This window comes from Bowmanella dokdonensis (assembly GCF_017254865.1).
Lineage (GTDB): Bacteria > Pseudomonadota > Gammaproteobacteria > Enterobacterales > Alteromonadaceae > Bowmanella > Bowmanella dokdonensis.
This window is the reverse complement of record NZ_JAFKCV010000003.1, coordinates 37,590-53,330: the sequence shown is the minus strand read 5'-3', so window position 1 is coordinate 53,330 and position 15,741 is coordinate 37,590. Positions and strand designations below refer to the sequence as shown.

General features: G+C 54.3%; 16 protein-coding genes. 7 read left to right on the top strand and 9 right to left on the bottom strand.

Translation table 11 applies throughout. From position 1 onward, the window contains the following. The first annotated feature begins 147 nt into the window (after nucleotides 1-147). The 6 genes from J0A66_RS06130 (at nucleotide 148) to J0A66_RS06105 (ending at nucleotide 7,599) form a co-directional block, all read left to right on the top strand. The gene (locus J0A66_RS06130; protein WP_206572925.1) at nucleotides 148-1,422 is read left to right on the top strand and encodes an NAD(P)/FAD-dependent oxidoreductase; all 1,275 of its coding nucleotides are present in this window, start codon (nucleotides 148-150) and stop codon (nucleotides 1,420-1,422) included. A gap of 231 nt (nucleotides 1,423-1,653) precedes the next feature. Further along, nucleotides 1,654-3,225 (top strand): cytochrome ubiquinol oxidase subunit I, encoded by a 1,572-nt coding sequence (locus J0A66_RS06125; protein ID WP_206572924.1) that lies wholly within the window; start codon nucleotides 1,654-1,656, stop codon nucleotides 3,223-3,225. Beyond that, nucleotides 3,222-4,358 (top strand): cytochrome d ubiquinol oxidase subunit II, encoded by a 1,137-nt coding sequence (gene cydB, locus J0A66_RS06120; protein ID WP_206572923.1) that lies wholly within the window; start codon nucleotides 3,222-3,224, stop codon nucleotides 4,356-4,358. Before J0A66_RS06125 ends, cydB begins: the two co-directional genes overlap by 4 nt. A gap of 10 nt (nucleotides 4,359-4,368) precedes the next feature. Then, a complete protein-coding gene (gene cydX / locus J0A66_RS06115) occupies nucleotides 4,369-4,473 on the top strand; it encodes a cytochrome bd-I oxidase subunit CydX (protein ID WP_206572922.1) in 105 nt (34 codons plus the stop codon). After that, the gene (locus J0A66_RS06110) at nucleotides 4,466-6,058 is read left to right on the top strand and encodes an ATP-binding cassette domain-containing protein (protein ID WP_206572921.1); all 1,593 of its coding nucleotides are present in this window, start codon (nucleotides 4,466-4,468) and stop codon (nucleotides 6,056-6,058) included. Before cydX ends, J0A66_RS06110 begins: the two co-directional genes overlap by 8 nt. Continuing rightward, nucleotides 6,055-7,599 (top strand): ATP-binding cassette domain-containing protein, encoded by a 1,545-nt coding sequence (locus J0A66_RS06105; protein ID WP_206572920.1) that lies wholly within the window; start codon nucleotides 6,055-6,057, stop codon nucleotides 7,597-7,599. The genes J0A66_RS06110 and J0A66_RS06105 overlap by 4 nt, the downstream gene beginning before the upstream one ends. Here J0A66_RS06105 and J0A66_RS06100 read toward each other — a convergent pair whose 3' ends face one another. Then, a complete protein-coding gene (locus J0A66_RS06100; protein ID WP_206572919.1) occupies nucleotides 7,600-8,016 on the bottom strand; it encodes an acyl-CoA thioesterase in 417 nt (138 codons plus the stop codon). Between the two features lie 59 nt (nucleotides 8,017-8,075). On the opposite strand from J0A66_RS06100, the gene J0A66_RS06095 reads away from it, so the two are divergent. After that, nucleotides 8,076-9,839, top strand: coding sequence for a GNAT family N-acetyltransferase (locus J0A66_RS06095; RefSeq protein ID WP_206572918.1), 1,764 nt, complete (start codon nucleotides 8,076-8,078; stop codon nucleotides 9,837-9,839). A 304-nt stretch (nucleotides 9,840-10,143) separates the two neighbouring features. Here J0A66_RS06095 and J0A66_RS06090 read toward each other — a convergent pair whose 3' ends face one another. Genes J0A66_RS06090 through J0A66_RS06055 form a run of 8 tightly spaced genes read right to left on the bottom strand, consistent with a single transcriptional unit; the run spans nucleotide 10,144 to nucleotide 15,739 of the window. Continuing rightward, entirely contained in the window at nucleotides 10,144-10,689 is a 546-nt protein-coding gene (locus J0A66_RS06090) for a phage tail fiber protein (protein WP_206572917.1), read from the bottom strand. A gap of 4 nt (nucleotides 10,690-10,693) precedes the next feature. Further along, nucleotides 10,694-11,023, bottom strand: coding sequence for a hypothetical protein (locus J0A66_RS06085; protein WP_206572916.1), 330 nt, complete (start codon nucleotides 11,021-11,023; stop codon nucleotides 10,694-10,696). After that, nucleotides 11,020-12,435: a hypothetical protein gene (locus J0A66_RS06080; RefSeq protein ID WP_206572915.1), complete on the bottom strand. Its 1,416-nt coding sequence runs from the start codon at nucleotides 12,433-12,435 to the stop codon at nucleotides 11,020-11,022. The genes J0A66_RS06085 and J0A66_RS06080 overlap by 4 nt, the downstream gene beginning before the upstream one ends. Beyond that, nucleotides 12,432-12,713, bottom strand: coding sequence for a hypothetical protein (locus J0A66_RS06075; protein WP_206572914.1), 282 nt, complete (start codon nucleotides 12,711-12,713; stop codon nucleotides 12,432-12,434). Before J0A66_RS06075 ends, J0A66_RS06080 begins: the two co-directional genes overlap by 4 nt. Beyond that, the gene (locus J0A66_RS06070; protein WP_206572913.1) at nucleotides 12,706-12,987 is read right to left on the bottom strand and encodes a hypothetical protein; all 282 of its coding nucleotides are present in this window, start codon (nucleotides 12,985-12,987) and stop codon (nucleotides 12,706-12,708) included. The genes J0A66_RS06075 and J0A66_RS06070 overlap by 8 nt, the downstream gene beginning before the upstream one ends. A gap of 1 nt (nucleotide 12,988) precedes the next feature. Continuing rightward, nucleotides 12,989-13,528 carry a hypothetical protein gene (locus tag J0A66_RS06065; protein WP_206572912.1) on the bottom strand — a complete coding sequence of 180 codons (540 nt, stop codon included), beginning with the start codon at nucleotides 13,526-13,528 and terminating at the stop codon, nucleotides 12,989-12,991. Between the two features lie 12 nt (nucleotides 13,529-13,540). After that, nucleotides 13,541-13,981 carry a hypothetical protein gene (locus J0A66_RS06060; RefSeq protein ID WP_206572911.1) on the bottom strand — a complete coding sequence of 147 codons (441 nt, stop codon included), beginning with the start codon at nucleotides 13,979-13,981 and terminating at the stop codon, nucleotides 13,541-13,543. A gap of 12 nt (nucleotides 13,982-13,993) precedes the next feature. Beyond that, entirely contained in the window at nucleotides 13,994-15,739 is a 1,746-nt protein-coding gene (locus tag J0A66_RS06055; protein ID WP_206572910.1) for a hypothetical protein, read from the bottom strand. Nucleotides 15,740-15,741 lie beyond the last annotated feature (2 nt).

The window sequence follows — 15,741 nt, the reverse complement described above, 5'->3', positions numbered from 1 at the left end:
CCGGGTCTCAATACAAGCACTTTGCATTTGGCCTCGCCTGCAGGCAGCGATCTTGGGGGCAGAGGATGTCACTGCAGGTTGGCATTAAACTTGTTAACACTTTCTTTACATGCCTGCTTCAGGCTGATTATCCAGGAGACAGCAATTATGGCAAAAGTAGTGATCCTCGGCGGAGGCACAGGCGGCATGCCGGCCGCGTATGAGATAAAAGAGGCTTTGGGCGGACAACATGAGGTACTGCTGGTCAATGAGCGGGCAGAGTTTCGCTTTGTTCCATCCAATCCCTGGGTTGCAGTGGGCTGGCGGGAGCCCCAGGCGATCACCCTGCCTATGGAAAAGTATCTGAACAGGAAAGGCATTGGCTTTCAATGTGTCAGGGTCGACCGGATTGATCCCCACAAGCAGTTGCTGGTGGGTAGCCAGGGGGAACAGATAGCCTATGACTACCTGGTGATTGCCACCGGCCCTAAACTGGCCTTTGAGGGCATCCCCGGCGCCGGTCCACAGCACTTCACCCAATCCATCTGCACGTTGGATCATGCCATCCGCTGCCAGCAGGACGTGGAAAAACTGAAGGCTCAACCTGGCCCCGTTATTGTCGGAGCATTTCAGGGAGCAAGTTGTTTCGGTCCGGCCTATGAATACGCCTTTATCCTGGACAAAGCCTTGCGTGACGCCAGGCTCAGACACAAAGTACCGATGTTGTTTGTCACCAGCGAACCTTATATCGGTCATCTGGGGCTGGGCGGGGTTGGTGACTCCAAATCCCTGCTCGAATCTGAGTTACGCCAGCGTGATATCAAGTGGCTGTGCAATGCCAGAGTCGAGTCGGTGGAGCCGGATAAGATGCGGATCGCCGAGCTGGATAAAAAAGCCGAACTGGAGCAGGAGCATCAGCTTCCGTTTGTGCATGCCATGCTGATCCCACCTTTTGCCGGCGTCGATGCAGTGGCCTCGGTACCCAATCTATGCAACCCGAAGGGCTTTGTTATCACCGATGAATTCCAGCGTTCAGTCGCATACCCCAATATCTATTCTGGTGGTGTCTGTGTGGCCATTCCACCCGTGGAATCGACGCCGGTTCCCACCGGCACCCCTAAAACAGGTTATATGATTGAAACCATGATGACCGCCATCGCCCATAATCTGAAAAGCGTCATCCTGGAAGGGGCTGAACCTCAAGCCAAAGGCACCTGGAATGCTATCTGCCTGGCGGATATGGGCGACACGGGAGCAGCCTTTGTGGCCATGCCCCAGATCCCACCGCGCAATGTGGCCTGGTTCAGAAAAGGCAAGTGGGTTCATCTGGCCAAGATTGCCTTTGAAAAGTATTTCCTGCGCAAGATGAAAACAGGCACCAGTGAACCTTTGTATGAGAAGTACATCCTCAAGGCCCTGGGGATTGAACGACTACAGGATTAGCCCGTTCATTTCGGCCCGTTACTGACATTTTTGTCAGTAACGGGCGCTATGTCCTTGTCATGCCAGACTCCAGCACACTCACATTTTTCTTATATAAATCATTCACTTGAGACTCTCCTTTTGCAAAGGAGTACCTCTTTAGTGATATGGATCAATACTTGCTCCTGGCCCTGGTGAAACACTGAGAATCAGTTAACCACCTCTGAGGAATCGCACCGTGAGGGTCTTACCATGAATGAAACCTTGATCGAGCTGTCACGCTGGCAGTTTGCGCTGACCGCCATGTTCCACTTTATATTTGTGCCGCTGACCCTGGGCCTGAGCTTTCTGCTGGCCATCATGGAATCTGTATATGTGATGACAGGCAAGGAAATCTATAAGCAGATGACCAAGTTCTGGGGCAAACTGTTCGGTATCAACTTTGCCCTGGGCGTCGCCACCGGTCTGACCATGGAGTTCCAGTTCGGTATGAACTGGGCTTACTACTCCCATTATGTAGGAGATATCTTCGGAGCGCCGCTGGCAATTGAAGGCCTGATGGCGTTTTTCCTGGAATCCACCTTTGTCGGGTTGTTCTTCTTCGGCTGGGACAAACTGTCCAAAGTGAAGCACCTGACCGCCACCTGGTTGGTGGCACTGGGCTCAAATTTTTCTGCCCTGTGGATCCTGATCGCCAACGGTTGGATGCAGTACCCGGTGGGTGCCGAACTCAATATTGACTCCATGCGAATGGAGATGACCAGCTTTACCGAAGTGATATTTAATCCGGTAGCCCAGGTCAAATTCGTCCATACGGTGTCGGCCGGCTATGTAACAGGCGCTTTGTTTATCCTCGCCATCTCCAGCTACTACCTGCTGCAAAACCGGGAGGTTGCCTTTGCCCGTCGCTCTTTTGCCATTGCGGCCAGCTTTGGCCTGGCCTCAGTACTGTCAGTGATAGTATTGGGGGATGAAAGCGGCTATGAACTGGGCGATGTGCAGAAGGTCAAGCTGGCCGCGGTGGAGGCCGAATATGAGACCCAACCACCACCGGCCTCTTTTACCCTGTTTGGCATCCCCAACGATGAAACCCAGACCACCGACTATGCGGTAAAGATCCCCTGGATGATGGGCCTGATCGCTACCCGCTCACTGGATGAGCCGGTGTTGGGGATCAAGGACCTCAAAGAGCAGCACCGGCAAAAAATTATCAAGGGCAGTCAGGCATATGCCTTACTGGAGAGAGTCCGCAGTGGCCAGGCCAACGAGCAGGAACTGGCACTGTTTAACGCCAACAAGGACAACCTTGGCTATGCCATGCTGCTGGAGCCGTTCACCAAAGAGATCGGTAGCCCCAGTCAGCAGGCAATTCAGCAAGCCGTAGATTACAGCATACCGCCGGTAGCGCCGCTGTTCTGGAGCTTCAGGCTGATGGTGGCCTCCGGCTTTATTATGCTGGCGTTGTTTGCCCTGGCCTTCTGGTACAGCGCCAAGCATCAGATTACCAAGCCTCGCTGGCTGCTAAGAGCCTGCCTGTGGAGCTTACCTTTGCCCTGGATTGCCTCGGAGGCCGGGTGGTTTGTTGCCGAGTTCGGTCGCCAGCCCTGGTCCATTGCCCAGGTTTTGCCGGTGCACGCATCGGTCTCCAACCTGACTGTCACCGATGTGGTCATCACCCTTATCGCTTACAGTAGTTTCTATCTGGTGATGTTCATCGTGGGTTTCTATCTGATGCAGAAGTTTGCCAAGCAAGGGCCCAGTGCCCTGGCTGAGCAGGCCGAACAGGACAAGCTGCAACTGAATATTAAAGGAGCACAAGCATGATCGACTATGAAGTACTGCGGATTATCTGGTGGGTGCTGGTCGGCGTACTGCTGATTGGTTTCGCCATTACTGACGGCTTTGATCTGGGAGTCGGTGCGCTGCTGACCCTGGTGGGCAGGACGGACGAAGAGCGCCGTGTGATGATTAATACCATAGGTCCGCATTGGGACGGTAACCAGGTCTGGTTTATCACCGCCGGCGGGGCCATCTTTGCCGCCTGGCCAATCATCTATGCCACGGCGTTTTCGGGGTTTTACCTGGCCCTGGCCTTGACCCTGATCGCACTTTGGATGCGCCCTATCGGTTTTGACTACCGCAGCAAACTGCCCAATGTCTCCTGGCGAAAGGCCTGGGACTGGGCCCTGTTTGCCGGTGGACTGGTGCCGGCCCTGATATTTGGCGTGGCTTTTGGCAACCTGCTGCTCGGTGTGCCTTTTGAACTGGACAGCAATCTGCGCTCTACCTATACGGGCAGCTTTTTCGCCCTACTCAGCCCCTTTGCCTTGATATGCGGACTAATTTCGGTGTCCATGCTGCTAAACCATGGGGCCACCTGGCTGCAGCTGAAAACCACCGACAATCTGCTCTATCGGGCCAGGCTGGTTGCAGTAATTTTGTCATTGGTCAGTGTGGTATTGTTTGTCCTGGCCGGCATCTGGGTCGCATTCGGCATCGAAGGATTTGTTGTTACCTCAGCCATTGATACGCTGGCCACCTCCAACCCCCTTAATAAGACTGTCGTCCAAAAAAGCGGTGCCTGGCTGACAAACTACGAGCGGTATCCCTGGATGCTGAGCGCCCCCCTGCTGGGGATCTTTGCCGGCCTGGTTTGCGCCTGGATGTCATTTAAAGGAAGGGGCGGATTGGCGTTTGCGGCCAGTTCACTGAGTATGACCGGCATCATTCTGACCGCGGGTTTCTCCATGTTCCCCTTCCTCATGCCCAGCAGCACCATGCCCAATGCCAGCCTGACCATGTGGGATGCTACCTCCAGCCTGCTGACACTGAAGATCATGTTTGCGGTAGCCTGCATTTTTGTGCCCCTGGTACTGGCCTACACCCTCTACAGTTTCTGGGTTATGCGGGGTCGAGTCAAAGCGTCTGATTTAAATCAGGGCCATGCCATCTACTAGGAGAATTGCTATGTGGTATTTTACTTGGATACTGGGCGTCTTGCTGGCCTGCGCCTTTGGCATCATCAACGCCATGTGGCTGGAGTCCACCGAAGACATGGACAGAGATGCCTGACAATGACAAGTCGCTGAAAGGCTGGATGAATGAGCAAGGCGCAGCCTGTGGAGGTGCCTTGCTGCTATTGCCTGCGCTGGCGCTGCTTGCCATCATCACCCAGATAAGCCTTTACTGGCATCTGAGTCTGGCAGTGGATGGCCTGATAGTTCATCAACAAATCGCCAGACCTGAGACCTGGTATTGGCTGTGCATTTGTGCCTGCGCCTGGCTGGCTTTGGATCGGGTGAGGCATTGGCTGACCCATCGCTCTCACCACAAGCTGTGTGGGCAGATGCAAAACGCCCTGCACCGGCAGTTGTTGCTGGGCCAGTTGGCCCTGGTGCGCCAACACAGTCGCTTTTACTGGCAACAACTCTGGCTTAACGAGATCCCGTCGGTGGCAGATTACCTTAGCAGGTACAAGGTGCAGCAGGCGGTGGCAGTATTGGCTCCGGTGCTGGTTTTATTCTGGCTAAGCGGTGTCAGTTGGCTGGTAGCGTTACTGATACTCATCTGTTTACCCGTTGTACCTCTGTTTATGTATCTCGTGGGGACCGGAGCGGCAACCTTACAGCGAAGACACTTTATCGCACTGGAGCGACTGGGCAACTTGTTTACCGACAGGCTCCAGGCAGCCGATCTGATGCTAATCCATCGTGCCTATGACGCCCAGCACACGCTGCTTGATTCGGCCAGCCAGGAGTTGAATAAACGCACCATGAAAGTGGTGAGCCTGGCCTTTCTCTCCACCACTGTGCTGGATTTTTTCTCTACGCTTTCCGTTGCCTTAGTCGCCGTGTTTGTGGGCTTTAACCTGCTTGGGGAAGTTCAGTGGGGCCCTCCTCTGAGCTTGCAGCAGGGGTTCTTTATCCTGTTAGTCGTGCCCCTTTGTTTCACTGAGCTAAAAACGCTGGGCCGTCTTTATCATAAGAAAAACGCTGCTCTGTCGGCAGCGTCTGAGCTCAAACCGGTTCTCGCCCCTTCTCTGTCTCCCCGCCCCGGCGGACCTTTTCAGGGGCTTGAGTGGCATAACCTGACCACTAGTACCCCGAACCTGAAGGCCAGTCATCTGGTACTGCAACCTAAAGATTGGGTATTGCTGCAGGGCCCCTCCGGCAGCGGTAAATCCGTGTTGCTGGAATGTCTGATGGGCCAACGGTCATGCAGCCATCAGGTAAAAGGTGAGATCGCCCTGCTCACCCAACAGGCGGTCATTACGCCCGATACCCTCAGACAAAATTTATGCCAGGGAAATCAATATCCGGACCAGCAATTATGGGAGGTACTGCAAAGCGTCGAACTGGACAGCTGGGCCAGACATCTGGCTGAAGGACTGGATACCCTGATGGGGAAGCATCCACCGCTGTCGGGAGGACAGGCACAGCGTCTGGCACTGGCCAGAATACTGCTCAGTCAGGCTCAATTGGTGTTACTGGATGAACCGACAGCCCATTTAACCGACCAGCAGCATCAGCGCCTCGCCAAAGTGATCCGCACCCAACTTAGTGGAAGAACCCTAATCTGGGCATCCCATAAAGCCCTGCCTGAAACCTGGTTCAACCGACATTGGCATGTCAACCAACTGGAGGTCACTCAGCGATGAGATGGAATCTGACCGCCATATTGCTGGCCGCCGTTCATGCCGCTGCCGGACTGGTTTTGCTGGTATTTTCCAGTTGGTTTATCGCCGCCTGCGCCATCGCTTCTCCCGGTTTCAACTATATGATTCCAGCGGTGGTTATACGCGCTCTTGCACTATTGCGCATCGCCTCCGGTTACGCGCAGATGTGGCTGGGGCACCGTGAATTACTGGACCATCTAGCGGATATCAGAAGCTGTCTGTTTCAGCGTTTGCGGGACTGTCGTCGCCCTGCACAGGATGCCAGCATCGAGGCGTTAGCTCACCACACCGAAGCGCAGGCCGCCATATGGGTAGCCTGGATTGCCCAGAATGCGGGCGCAATATTAATGCTGATGATAGGTCAGTTAACGCTTCTTTGGTGGGTGCCGCAACTGGCCTGGTATGGCTGGTTGTTGCTGTTGGCCTATGTGGTCATAACAGCTTGGACCTGCCTGAAAAGCATGTCAGCCATCCAGCACCTGCAGACTCAGCAACAACACTTTCGTAATGAAGCAGACAATCAACTTGCCGCCGTCTCACTCTGGCACTTGCAGCTTCAGTATAAACTGGCCGATGCCTCCGCCACCTGGCTGGCCCGTAATCTGGCCGAGCAGCACACCGAGTCAGGGAGGAGCTCGCTTCATCTGGTCAGTTTAAGTTTGTTGCTGATGTTACTGGCGCAACCTGATCTTCCCTATCAGGGACAGGCCGTTCTATTGGTCCCCGTGATGCTGCTGCTCAGCGCCAGGGATTGGTTGAGCGCAGCGATAGCTTCCCAACCAGCCCTTTCCGGCTATCTGCATAGTAAAAAGGAACTGCAAAGCCTGCCCGTTGAGCCGGTTAAACGAATAAGGGGCCCTTCAACCCTTGGGCACTTTGGATTGAGACAATTTCAGATACCGGGCTTGCCTGTTCCCCCCATCGACCTGGATCTTGAACCAGGCAAAGTCCTGTTATTGAAAGGCAGTTCAGGCTCTGGAAAATCCAGTTTACTGCAAGCTATCTGCGGCTTGCTTCCCGCATCAGGCAAACGTCTGGCCAATCATTTGCCGTTGCAGGACGGTGTAGTCGATAACTGGCATCTCGCCCTGCAACATCCCCTCTGTCTGTCCGCCACCTTGGCAGAAAACCTGCAAATAGCCCGTCCTGACGCTTCATATTCAGATATGCAACAGGCTTTACGCAAAGGAAATCTTTATCATCTGGTGAATGCTCTGGAGGAATGGATGGGCCAGGGAGGAAGACAATTAAGCGGTGGTGAGTTAAAACGCCTGAACCTGGTCCGGGCGCTTCTAACCAACACTCTATTATGGTGCATGGATGAGCCCTTTGAAGGACTGGACTCACATCAGCAACAACTATTGGCAGAGACTATAAACCAGGCTGCTAAAAATAGGATTATTCTGATTGCCAGCCATGTGCAACCTCCTAATCTGAGAGTCACCCAGATCATCAACCTGGACGACCTGGTTGAATCGGCACAAAGTCTGTTGTCAGTTTACCCTTGCCTGACTGCTCCCTGACTATTCCAGCATATTCAGGGTTTTGAGTTCTTCGCGGGTCTGTGATTCCAACTCCTTCATGCTTTTGCCGTGCGGCATGGGTTTCTTGGTTTCAGGATCCACCCTGACAAACACGATATCATCGGCAAAACAGATGGTTTTCTTGGTTGCCTTGTTCCTGACCAGGCAGGAAACAGTGATGGAAGTGCGGCCTACGGCTTTGGTGGCCAGGCCGAATTCCACCACATCGCCCTGTAATGCAGGGGATTCGAAACTGATCTCCCCGATATGCTTGGTAACCAGATGATTGGTTTCCAACTGACAGATGGCGTAGATGGCCGCCTCTTCGTCAATCCACTCCAAAGCCCTTCCACCAAACAGAGCATTGGCGTAGTTGAGATCGTTTGGCATCACTAAGCGGCGGGACAAAAAGCGCATTCGTATTCCTTATCGGGATTCAATAAACTACGCCTATTATAAACCAGCCACGGCCAAGCGTGACACAAAACAAGCTAGATCAATGGCTTAATCAACGAGCTCAAGAGCCGGTTCAACGCCAGTTGCTGGTTATCAGCGGCGAGCCGGACTGGGCCATTAGTCAGGCCCAGACAGTGCTGTACCGTCTGAAGCTTACCTGTCACTTGTGGGTAGGTGAAGGTGCAGCCGATAACATTCAGGCAAACCAGTACCGCCAGTACCTGGGCAGGGAATACCAGGCGCTGATCTATAATGCCTTCGATGGCTTGCGCGCCAGCGCACTGGCTGCACTTAGCGGTGCGGTGCTTCAGTCAGGGTTAATGATTCTCCTTTGTCCAGATCTTCAGGAGTGGCCTACTTACCAGGATCCACAAAAGGCCCAGCGTATCTCCTATGGATACCTCAGTCAGGCCAGCCACAGCCATTTCGTCGCCTGGTTGATCCAACGGATAAATAACGATCCTGCGGTCGCTTTCTATTCCAAAGAGGGTTTCAACGGAACCAATGTTCCCCTTCTTCCATTCAGCGAGGCCCTGCAACACAGTCTGAGTAAGACAGCGACGCAACAGAAAGCTGTCGACTCCATATTGAATATCGTCTCCGCTGAAAAACCTGATGCACTGGTTATCACTGCCGATCGGGGACGGGGAAAAAGCTCAGCCCTGGGTATCGCCTCTGCCCAACTGCTTGAACAGGGAAAAGAGGTTTTACTTTGTGCGCCGGTAGTGTCGGCTGTTGAGCAGGTTTTTGCCATGGCCAAAACCCTTTACCCCAGAGCTGAAGAAAGTCGTCTCACGCTCACTGGGGCGCACTCCTCAATGAGCTTTCAACCTGTAGACAGGATCCTTGCTGAACAACCCGTTGCCGATATTCTGTTGGTTGACGAAGCCGCAGCCATCCCGGCACCACTACTCAAGGCACTCTGCGAGCGTTACTCCAAAGTGGTGCTTTCTACAACTATCCATGGCTATGAAGGCAGCGGGCGGGGATTCGAAATCAGATTTAAGCCCTATCTGCGCGAAAAACACCCAAACCATGATACGTTGCATCTGCTACAGCCTATCCGTTGGCAACAAGGCGATCCGTTGGAAGCCTTCTGGTTCAGTTGCCTGCTGATGACAAAGTCCCGCTATCAGCAAGTGGCTGTGCCGAATGAATCCATCAGTTATCAGTGGTTCAGAGGAAAAGAATTGGTCCATTCGCCTGAACTCCTTCACCAGGCATTTGAATTACTGGTTAATGCTCACTACCAGACGACGCCGGATGATCTGGTGCGAATACTGGATGCCCCTGACCAGCGCCTCTATCTGTTAACATCGGATGGGAATGTATTGGCCGCTGCCCAGATCAATTGGGAAGGCAATAAAGCCCTGGATGAGATAGCTACTGAGGTGGTGAAAGGCAAAAGACGGGTAAAAGGCCATTTGCTGCCCCAGCGTCTGGGCTTTATCTTCAAGGATGCAGCATCTACCAAACAGCGTTACTGGCGAATCGTCAGAATCGCGGTTCAACCTGAACTCCAGCACCAGGGACTTGGCGGCAAACTGCTAAGGCAAATAGAAGCCGATGCCCGGGATCTGAAGCTCGACTTCCTGGGCAGCTCTTTTGCTGCCAGCGAAGATATGCTGAAATTCTGGCAAAAAGCCGGTTACCAGCTTGTCCACTTAGGTGATAAAAAAGACGCTTCCAGCGGCGAAGTCAGTGCCCTGGTGCTGAATCCCTTATCCAAAAAAGCCAAGCAAATTCAAACCAGGCTGATTAGCTTCAGCGATCAACTCTCCTAAAAGCTTTGCGGCTCTTTACCATTAACTAGATGCCCGGCGGTGTGCCTCAGTTCGAGAACTACTCTCACATGGGGGTAAATCACGCCCGGACGGGGATTAAGTATCCCCGTCAGTGATTTACGGGAGGCCCGGATGGCCGACCTGGAGACTGTAGCGCGGCGATTGGTTTTGAAAAGTCTGACAATAGGTTTTGAAATTGGCGATACACGGGGGTGTGTCTTAAACTAATGAGTGGCGCTTCCCGCGCCATCCTTGTAATGACGGCAGTAAAGCATCAGGCCCGGCAGGACGCCGGGCCATCTCCTTACACCATATTGATGACCAGCGACTCTATTTTCTGTGCCCCATCCGCGCCAAATGTCAGCGGAATGGGTGCCAGCACCACCACGTCCTCGGCGTAGTCCTGACTCAGCGTACCCACAATGGTAAACACATTGTCAGCCCGGCCGGTGTACTCATACGCATCGCCATCGATGTAAATCATGCCGGCATTGGGCGTACTGGCATGCACAGGCGTGGTTTTGATCGTAATGGTGCCCAGGCCAGAGTCATTACCCGCCTCGGCACTGTGCTTTGTGTACAGTTGGCCAATGGCCTTAACCGTGGCATTCTGCCATAAGCTCCAGTGACTGGTTGTACTACTGGCCGGTATGTTGACCTCTGGCTGGTTGCTCAACGGTAATTGGTTACCCGCCACCGCGCCCAGGGTCACTGCCACCGGTGCATAGCTGCCACCGCTAAGCTCGTTGTTGGTGCCGGCCGCCCCGGGGTCACCGCTGTGGATCTTAAGCAAGTTGGCAGTAATAGCGCCCAAGGCCTGGGCAATACCCGCCGCGACTAAGTTATTCATATTGTCACTCCTCGATGGTTCGGCGGGACTCCGCCACGTTTACACTGTCGATCGTCTTGCGATATTCTTTGCCGTCCACTAGGACCATAAACTGCCTGTCCACCTGGCCAGCAAAACTCATGTCTTCGTGGGTCAGTTCGACCCTGAACTTGTTACCACTTGCCACAATGCCGCCGGTTGACATCATTTTCTTTACCAGCAGCTTCCCACTGCTGGAGAACACACTAAAGATCGCCTCAGTGGCATCCGCCGGCGTCACTTGAAGCAGCGTTTCACCGTCTTTAAAACGGGCTAAAATTTCCAAATTCCATGCGCTATGTCTGACCATACTCATAGAACCACCTCCAGCACCTCAGTGCGTGTAAATGTCACATCTACCTGTTCTGTCTCCCAGGTCACTGTCAACAGCTCCACCGCTTCCGGCAGGGCTGTCCATTCCGTTACTACCACGCCCCAGGCGCTGGCTTGTATCAGGGCGTCACCACTGATACGCCAGGCAGGCAACGCGGTTGCTAACGCCCCCGTTTGTGCTTTGGCCGCCCCTGCTGCGGTCAGCCAGGGGAGACTGGTTACCGCGCTGCCAGAAGTTGCCAGCGCATCGCCCCGGGCAGCATGTCGGTGGGTGCTTTGACTGGGTACCCCGCTTTGGCCCGCGGCTATCCCGCGGCCTACCAACTGCAGTGTGCCCACCGCAGTGGCACCGCTTGTGGCAGTGACCACCGCCGCCGCCAGTTCGCCGGTGAATATGGGGCCAAACACCGCTTTGATATGATTGCTTACATCCACAACCCCGCCCGCCGTCGACTGCTGACCAGTCACGCCGACAGCCTGATTCCCGGCCAGGACCACACCGTTTGAACCCAAGTTGGGTAACTGCACCGTGACAGCCCCCGTGCTCACCGCCACTTGGTTAAAACTGCCCAGCCCGGGGCGGCTGTAATTGCTCAGATGTACCACATTGCTGGCGCGGCCCTGGGGTGCGTAAATTGGTGTGGCCACAGAGACGCAATTGACTGTGGCAACCGCAATGGCAACCCCTTCGATCGCAACTTCCCCCACCACCTGCACCCACTGAGTACCGTCAGTGGGCATATTGACCTGGGTGATGACAGCACCTGCCTCAGTGTCAGTCACGCTGGTACCGCTGCCCACATCAAACGGCCAGTACCTAACTACAGCGCCCGGCATCACAGTTCTGGGGTCCTCGCCGTTGGCAATGGCCTCTGCCTCTGCCAGTGTTGGCATCCTGGTCAGAGCCATGTAACGGCTAAACGTGCCTTTTGAATACCGGGTGGGACTCTCGTCACCCCGCCCCATCAAGCGGGTGGTTTTCCCGGTGATGCCTGTTGTTTGATCACTGACAATGCTGTCAAGTACCGCGGTGCCGCCCACAGGGCAGACGATCACTTCCAGGTTGCCGCTCGCACCACGCCCTCTGACCAGCAAATGCTCCTGCCCAATCAAGTTTGGGTACGTCCCTGTGGTTCTCACTGTCGCATTGCCGCTAAGGGTCAAACCTAAGGTGTTGACTGGCACACCGTCCTGGCGGAAGAAGAATTGCAACTCTCCGGTCACAAACGGCCCGGTCGATTCGATATAGTGGAATTGGCCGCTGGTACCCTCTTTAGGCGCCAGCTTCACAAAGCTGGCCCGGGCAAACTGGCCACTGCCGATATCCAGACCGCTGTCTATAACCTCCAAACGATCGTTCAGCCCGTCTAAGACGTTGGCAAACCGGTTGCTCACGCCATGGCCTCCGGATCCAGCGGCTCTGACCATTCCGGCATGCTCATTCTGGCCTCCGCTTCGGCAGCGTCCAGGTGCTCACACTGTGCCAGCACCGCATCAACATCCACACCAGGCTTAAACATCGCTTCGATTCGAGCGCGTGAATGGTTGAGGTTACGAAACACCTGGGACCCGTCGAGGCTCAACCGTGCTTGCTGCAGCAGCGCCAGGCCCGCCTCTGACAGCAGCGGCGTAATAAAGACCACATCGGCAATAACATAAGTACGCTCAGACATGCTTACCTGCCTTTAGCCGCTTCACTCGCCCATCGGACCGCTCAAAAGTGGCCTCGGTATAGCCCTGGTCCAGCAGCCAGTTTTTGATAACCCGCCAGGTTCTGGGCTCAAACGGGCCCAGGGCTACCGCATTGGTAATCCTGGCTGTTGTTATGCCTGCCGCCGTCACCTGACACACAAAACACCGCCGATCGCCAGCAAAGACGCGCAGTGTCGTATGGGTATGCTCTGATTCGACGACTAAACCCTCAGAGAGATAGGGTTTTAAAGGCATGTCATTCCCTCACTTTTATCCGGCAACCTGCAAACGCGAAATGCTGTGCCGGGTCGGCTATATCCATGTTGACTTCTGCCACGGTGACTTCCCACAGCCCCGGCGTCTTCCATGTCACATCAAACTCAGCTATGCCACCGACAAACGCAATGTCGATGATCCTGGGCGCAGTGCCCAGCAGGCCTGCCAGGGGCAATGCAAACTCGGCATTGTTGGGCACGTATCCGCCCTGGCCGTCAGGAACCTGGCTGATCACTTCGCCGTTCATTTGCTGCTCAACCCGAAATCGGCAAGTGGTGCCAGCCTTCATACTGATTAAGTTCCCTGGCTCTTGCGGGCTGATTGCCTGACCTGTTGCAAGGTCGGTTACGCTGGCAAGGATTAATTCTGGCTTTACAGGCTCGGGGTTTGATTTTGCCTGATACCCCCGTAGCGACTCGCCCACAAACACCGGCTCATGGATAGCCGCGTCATATCCGTCCAGCGTTGAGCTATTTGCTGCAATTGCGGCGTCAAATATTGCTTGTTGTTCTGGTGTCATGCTATTTCCTCGTTACATCCAGTATGAAACGTCAGCATTGCGCCCTGCCCCAGTGTAGAGGGCAGTCTGTGCCTTATACTCTGCTTTGAAGCTTTCCTTGAATAAAATAAATCCGTTATGTGCAAACGTACCCACATAGCCCGCCCCGGATTCGTTTTGCCCCGTTATTACTGCGTCAGAGGCAAATGCGCCAGGAAACCCTTGGTAGTTTGGATATCGACAGGCATACTCCAAAACCACCCCATCTATAGTCAGTCGCCAGCCATGTAAACCGGTGCTGGCGCAGTTGGATGCTATATGGGTGACGACCCCCTTACCTGTCACATTCACCACTGTTGAATACTGATTTACTGTCATTAGATCAGCGGCGAACCGAGTGAAAAACACAGTCACGTTGCTATCAAAAATATCGGGTATGGCAATACCACCTCTGCTTAAAGCCCACTCTGACATTCTTACCTCCTATTAAGCCGCCTGCCCCATAAAGCTGCTGCCATTGTAATTCACCAATCGCACCGCACCGGCCTTGCTTAGTGTGTTATCTACGTTGGCTGCGGTACTGGTGCCATCAAATTTATAAATCGCCCCATCCAGATTTCGGAATGTCACCACCCCCGTTCCGCGCTGATTAATAATCACAATCTCGTCCCCGGTCTGAAAGGTGCTGCCGTCTATGTAGATTGTCGGGTAATTACTCCAGCATAAAATCACCATGCGCTGAGTTTGTCTGGTTAGGGTGAACGTACCGGACGGGTCGTAGTAGAAGGTCGTGGCACCACCGGCCAGGGCCGTGTCCAGGCCAGATATATCAGCGATACCAATGGAGATATTCGCGCTCAACTGTTTGCCGTTAACTGTGCGGGTTGTAGGCACACCGCCAAGGCTGCTCAGCGTGGGTTTGTTGCTCAGGTCGGTATAGCTGCCGGAGGTGGCCACTGCGGCAAAGGTTGGTTTGCCGGTCACCTCACTCCAACTGGGCACCCAGGTACTGGGCCTAGCACCAACATCTGCTGCCGTCAGTGTCACCGCGCCAATTTTGCCGCAAACGCTGGTTACCTGGTCGGTGCTATCCAACTTAAACCAGGTGCCGCCAATGTTGTCGTAGATAATCGAATCTCCGACCGCATAGGCAATACCGTTTACAGTGCAAGCTCCGGTGATTTTGTAGAACGCGCTACCCTCACTCGGTGTGGGTGGAGCGCTATTGGAAGACCAGGAGCCGGCGAAGAACAGACCACCCGTCAGACCTTGTGCAGCCTGCTGCGCCTGGTCCCTGGCCAGTTCAGCATCGGCCTTGAGCTGTTCGACATACGGGATCTGATTGGTGGTCCAGTCGTTATACTGAGTGCCAACTGTTTGCTGCCAACCGTTTACTGCTGTGTGCCATGAACTGACCTGGCCATGCTTGGTGTTGACTGCCGCCTGCCAGGTGTTGATTGAGTTGTACCAACCCTGGATGGCTGTATGCTGCGTCCCAACTGTCTGCTGCCATCCATTTACAGAGGTATGCCAACCCTCCACATCTCCATGCTTTGTGCTGACGGCAGCCTGCCAGGTGTTGATTGAGTTGTACCAGGTGTTTACCTGCCCATGTTTAGTATTCACCGCCTCCTGCCAGGTATTCACCTGTCCATACCAGCCGTTTACTGCCGCGTGCATAGCGCTAACTTTGGCATGGTAATGCACCGTAGAGAACTGACTTCCGTTACCTTCCGGCACCGGTGTATCTACCGCCGTCACTGCCCAGTTTTTGGCGGCAATTGCATGGGCTCCCGCATCCCCTATCGCATCCAGGTTGTCCTGTATCTGCTGAGTCTGCTGGCTTACGTCATATAGTATCTGTGGCAGGGTGCTCACTGGCTCCGTTCCAGAGGGAGTTACCACGTTAACTGTGCCAAGTTCGTTCAGCCAGGCATCCATCTGACTAAACCAGGCCGCAAACGCATCGCTGTGCGCTTTCAGTTGATCCAGCACATCCCTGAGCGGCACATCCCCGGCAATAATGGCTATATCCACCGCATTTAAGGTGGCCGGGGCATTGTCTTTCAGTGTTAGGCTGCTGAGGGTTGAGCCAGCAACCCTGAAGGGTAAAAAACCTTCAACGAACACCATGTCGCCATCAACAAAGGCGGCCACGTTGACGCCATTGGTGATCGCAACCACCTTCTGGCCCATGGTGAAATTGGCTTTCGCGTATACAAAGTTAGTCATGG

Excerpts from the sequence above, each read along its gene's own strand:
- J0A66_RS06125 (WP_206572924.1), top strand. The coding sequence starts at position 1,654 with ATGAATGAAACCTTGATCGAGCTGTCACGCTGGCAGTTTGCGCTGACC.
- J0A66_RS06090 (WP_206572917.1), bottom strand. The coding sequence starts at position 10,689 with ATGAATAACTTAGTCGCGGCGGGTATTGCCCAGGCCTTGGGCGCTATT.
- J0A66_RS06060 (WP_206572911.1), bottom strand. The coding sequence starts at position 13,981 with ATGTCAGAGTGGGCTTTAAGCAGAGGTGGTATTGCCATACCCGATATT.
- cydB (WP_206572923.1), top strand. The coding sequence starts at position 3,222 with ATGATCGACTATGAAGTACTGCGGATTATCTGGTGGGTGCTGGTCGGC.
- cydX (WP_206572922.1), top strand. The coding sequence starts at position 4,369 with ATGTGGTATTTTACTTGGATACTGGGCGTCTTGCTGGCCTGCGCCTTT.
- J0A66_RS06130 (WP_206572925.1), top strand. The coding sequence starts at position 148 with ATGGCAAAAGTAGTGATCCTCGGCGGAGGCACAGGCGGCATGCCGGCC.
- J0A66_RS06105 (WP_206572920.1), top strand. The coding sequence starts at position 6,055 with ATGAGATGGAATCTGACCGCCATATTGCTGGCCGCCGTTCATGCCGCT.
- J0A66_RS06110 (WP_206572921.1), top strand. The coding sequence starts at position 4,466 with ATGCCTGACAATGACAAGTCGCTGAAAGGCTGGATGAATGAGCAAGGC.
- J0A66_RS06065 (WP_206572912.1), bottom strand. The coding sequence starts at position 13,528 with ATGACACCAGAACAACAAGCAATATTTGACGCCGCAATTGCAGCAAAT.
- J0A66_RS06055 (WP_206572910.1), bottom strand. The coding sequence starts at position 15,739 with ATGACTAACTTTGTATACGCGAAAGCCAATTTCACCATGGGCCAGAAG.
- J0A66_RS06085 (WP_206572916.1), bottom strand. The coding sequence starts at position 11,023 with ATGAGTATGGTCAGACATAGCGCATGGAATTTGGAAATTTTAGCCCGT.
- J0A66_RS06075 (WP_206572914.1), bottom strand. The coding sequence starts at position 12,713 with ATGTCTGAGCGTACTTATGTTATTGCCGATGTGGTCTTTATTACGCCG.
- J0A66_RS06070 (WP_206572913.1), bottom strand. The coding sequence starts at position 12,987 with ATGCCTTTAAAACCCTATCTCTCTGAGGGTTTAGTCGTCGAATCAGAG.
- J0A66_RS06100 (WP_206572919.1), bottom strand. The coding sequence starts at position 8,016 with ATGCGCTTTTTGTCCCGCCGCTTAGTGATGCCAAACGATCTCAACTAC.